Genomic DNA, 3,914 nt, shown 5'->3' on the forward strand with positions numbered 1-3,914 from the left:
TGGCACCGACCGAAACCCACCGACCACGACACCCACTGGCGCAACTGGCGACGCCGCCACCAAGCCCGAGCACGCTGGTTCCACCAACGCACCCGACTCAACCGAGACTATGCCCTGGCCAACTAGCAAATGGCGGCTGCCGTACTCGGCCCCCTCGCCCTGGACTTCCCGCACGCCAGCCAGGCCCTACGGATCCGCCGCCGCCGCTACAACCCGGCCACCGATCGCTGGTCCACCGTCACCGTCTACGCCATCACCAACCTCACCGCCGAGCAAGCCGGACCCGCTGAGCTGGCCGACTGGCTCCGCGGTCACTGGTCCATCGAGGTCCTACACCACATCCGCGACACCACCTACCGCGAAGACGCCAGCCGCCTACAGGCCGGCAACGCACCCCGCGCCCTGGCCACCCTCCGCAACACCGCGATCAGCCTGCTCCGCCTGGCCGGCATCACCTCCATCGCGCAAACCCTACGACGAAACAGCCGGAACCCGCACCGATCCCTACAACTACTCGGAATCGACTAAACGGGCATACCTCCACCTTGCGAACGCCCTGCACCTCCATGGCCCTGTTCGTGAACCCGACTGCTTCTCCCTACGTTCTACACACTGGGGACTCGGCGTGTCGCCGCGTCAATCTTTGGCAGCTATTCACCGCATCTCTCGTGTGCTCGACGCTGCCAACTGACCGAGGATGATCGATTGTCTAAACAACAGAACGACAAAACCGGAAGATTGGTTTCCGCAACTCTGGGGTCAGGCCTGCTTGCAGCTGGCGCCGCGCTCAGTGAGATTCCGAGTGTCGACGCACAAATTGCCTCGGGCCCCCTGGTGCTGGGGGGGACATTCCTATTAGCTAGAGCCGCAGGCATTACCGGGCAGAGGCCTGGGCAGCGGGTGGACCGTGCGGTGGCCCCGGTGGCCTCGGCCGCTACAGCTCCTCAGCCTGCACCTGCAGCTTCTCGGCCTGCGTCGCAACGCTAACCTTTAAGCCGCCGCCGTCGTCGGGTGGTCTCGCGAAGCCGCCGCCGCGTTCGTCTCGGTGGTCGTCTGGGGCCGCGCCGGGCAAGCTAGTCCTCTCCGGGTACCCGCCTGGCACCACGGCCGCTGACGATCAACGGCGGGGTGATCCCTCATTACGGATCCCCCCGCCGTTGCGCTGCCGGACTCCAACCCCATCAGCCGTCCTTGGCATCGGGGTCACGCAGGGGACGGATGCGCTGTTCGGCCGACGGGGCGGGGAAGTTGTAGCGGCCCAGCATGTTGATGTACGCGTACCCCAGCGGCGACAGCCGGGCGGCGTCCTCGTCGCGCACCGGGTAGCCCTGCCCGCGCAGCACGTTATTAATAACCGCGAGGTCGATGTAGCGCGAGTTCCAGAGCACCACGGCGTTGAGGACCAGGCCGAGGGCGCCGAGCTGGTCTTCCTGGCCGGCCCGGTAGGGCTGCATGATGTCGCCGCGGTGCCCGTGCAGGATCTTGCGCGCGAGGGCGTGGCGGGACTCGCCGATGTTCAGCTGCCGGGTCACGGTGCGCCGGTAGGTCTCGTCGACCGGGTCGACCATCGCGAGCAGGTGCAGGGTCTTCGGGATGCGTCCGTACTCGGCCAGGGCCTGCCCGAGTGGGGTGGGGTGCCCGTCGCGGGCCAGCATCCGCAGCAGGTCGTAGGCGCGGACCTGGTTGGTGATCAGGGAGCCGGCCACCCGCAACATGTCCGGCCAGTGCGTGACGATCCGGTCCAGGTTGACCTTGCTGCGGGCGATCGCGGAAAGCGGCCCGTAGTCCCCGGCCGGCTGCCCGGGCACATCCGTCCGCCAGAAGCCGGTACCGCCCACGTCGGCGATGCGTGGGGAGAACCGGTAGCCCAGCAGCCGGAACAGGCCGAACACGATGTCGGAGTAGGAGGCGGTGTCGGTGGCCACCATCTCCGGCTTGGGTCCGGCGTCGAGGTTGAGCAGGGTGTCGAGGATGTAGAGGCTGTCGCGCACGGTGCCGGTGACGATGATCGCGCCGAGGCCGGCGAACCGGTCGTTGACCGCGTTGAGCCAGGTGATGCCGCGTTTGTAGCCGAAGAACCTCGGGCTGGAGCCGACCTGGATGGTCTGCACCGGTACCCGGAAGCGCAGCCCGTCGACGGAGGCGACCAGACCGCCGCCCCACAAGTCGGTGATGCCGATGCGGGCCTGGTAGTCCACCAGCCGGGCGTTGGCGACGGCGTGCGTGTCGGCGCGTACGTAGTTCTGGTCGACGTGGGAGAGCCGGTCGCGAGACAGGGCCGGGTCGCCGGGGCGGGTGACCGGGACCAGGCCGACGTTGCAGGCGTCGGCGACCAGTAGCGCGGCCACGGTGACGGGGAGCTGGTCCATGCTGGTGTTCAGGCTGCCGACGTGGGTGTAGGCGTCGAGCATCCCGGTCCAGGAGTGCACGTCCATCAGCAGCTCGGGCAGGTCGACGACCGGCAGCATCGCGGCGACCCGCTTGCGCAGGTCGACCAACGACGGCGGATCGCCGAGCTTCTCCAGCCGCTGTACCGACAGCCGCATCCGGGCCGCCTCGCCGGGCATCACCCGCACGCTGGCGTCCGGGCCGGCCTCCTCGATGCGCTGCGCGAGCTGCCTCCAGGCCGCGTCCAGCGCGATGGCGCACTCCGCGAGGTGCTGCTCGACCGGGGTGGTCAGGCCGAGGCCGGCCAGCACGTCCTCGCGGACCGCGGCCCAGTCCGGGCCGTCCAGCAGCCTCGCTCGCGGGTCCGTCCAGCGCTGAGACGGTTCGGCGAAGATGTCCCGGCGGCGCAGCGCGCCGTGCAACTGGGTGAGCAGGCACATCACGTAGGCGTCCCGGTCGGCCGCCCCGTCAAGGGCCGGGTTGTCCAATACCGCGCGGCGCCACATCGGCGGGACCAGGGCCATGTTCAGGTCCGCTGTGGTCAACGGCTTGCGGCTGATCTGGCGGCGCAGCAGGGTCGGCAGGCCGCCGCGGATCTCGGTCAGCAGCGTCACTCCGGCCGGCGCGGCGTGCAGCGGCAGTGTCTCGGCCAACAACCGGACGAACGGCCGGACCACGCCGTAGCGGGCGGCGATGGCCTGCCGGTTGTCCGCCTCCCACGAGTCCTCGTCGGGCACCAGTTCCGCCACGGTGGCCACCGCGCCGGCGACCTGTTCCCGAGGCCCGGCCGCGGAGTCCAGCAGTTCCAGCACGGTGCGGGTCACCGCGACCAGCGTTGCGGACGCCTTCTCCAGCCGGGGCATGGCCGCCAGCCGCGCCTTGTCCATGGCCCGCCGGGCCGGGCTGATCAGCCGGGTGGCCATCAGCGAGTCGAACAGGTCCAGCGCGTCATCGACCGCGGCGGCCTCCAACCGCCGAACGGTGGCCAGTAGCGTGGCCGTCTTTCGCGGCTCGGCCAGGTTCTTCAGCAGCGGCGCCTTGCCGGCCATGCCATAGCGGGCCAGGGCCGCGATCCGGTTGGCCGGCACCGCCTGGACCTGCGCCGCGCCGGCGCCGACGCCCAGCACTTCGTCGACCCGGCCCAGGGCTGGCTCATCGCGAGGCCGGAGTCCCGCCGGGGACCCTTGCGCAGCCGCTCCAGTTCGGAGAACCGCTTGCCCTCGGGCACTTCCAGCAGATCGCGCAGCCTCAGCGGCAGCTCCACGTCGGCGCCGGCCGCGGCCTCCGCGAGGGCGCGGTACATGCGCTGGTCGGTCTCCTCCCGCACCGTGGCCACCAGCCGCGCCAGCACGCTGACCCCTGGCAGCAGCACCCGCCCGCGGCGCAGCCACGCCTTGGCCTGCTCGAACAGCGCCACCGCGCCCTCGGCGTGGATCCAGGCCCGGGCGGACACGAACTCCACGAGCGGGTCGTGTACCCCCGGGTCGGCGAAGTCGCGGTACCCGAACGCCGCCCGGATCTCCCAC

Annotated in this window: 3 protein-coding genes; 1 reads left to right on the forward strand and 2 read right to left on the reverse strand. The window is 70.3% G+C overall.

Annotated elements, in window-relative coordinates; translation table 11 throughout:
• Positions 1–129 precede the first annotated feature (129 nt).
• Positions 130–528: a transposase gene (locus F8271_RS30370; RefSeq protein WP_225854877.1), complete on the forward strand. Its 399-nt coding sequence runs from the start codon at positions 130–132 to the stop codon at positions 526–528.
• Positions 529–1,181: 653 nt separating this feature from the next.
• Here F8271_RS30370 and F8271_RS30375 read toward each other — a convergent pair.
• On the reverse strand, positions 1,182–3,515 hold the full coding sequence (locus tag F8271_RS30375; RefSeq protein ID WP_192580527.1) for a Tn3 family transposase: 2,334 nt from the start codon (positions 3,513–3,515) through the stop codon (positions 1,182–1,184).
• A partial coding sequence (locus F8271_RS32710) for a DUF4158 domain-containing protein (protein WP_192580528.1) occupies positions 3,413–3,914 on the reverse strand: 502 nt, incomplete at its 5' end. The genes F8271_RS32710 and F8271_RS30375, both read right to left, overlap by 103 nt.

Source organism: Micromonospora sp. ALFpr18c (genome assembly GCF_008868155.1).
Taxonomy (GTDB): Bacteria; Actinomycetota; Actinomycetes; order Mycobacteriales; family Micromonosporaceae; genus Micromonospora.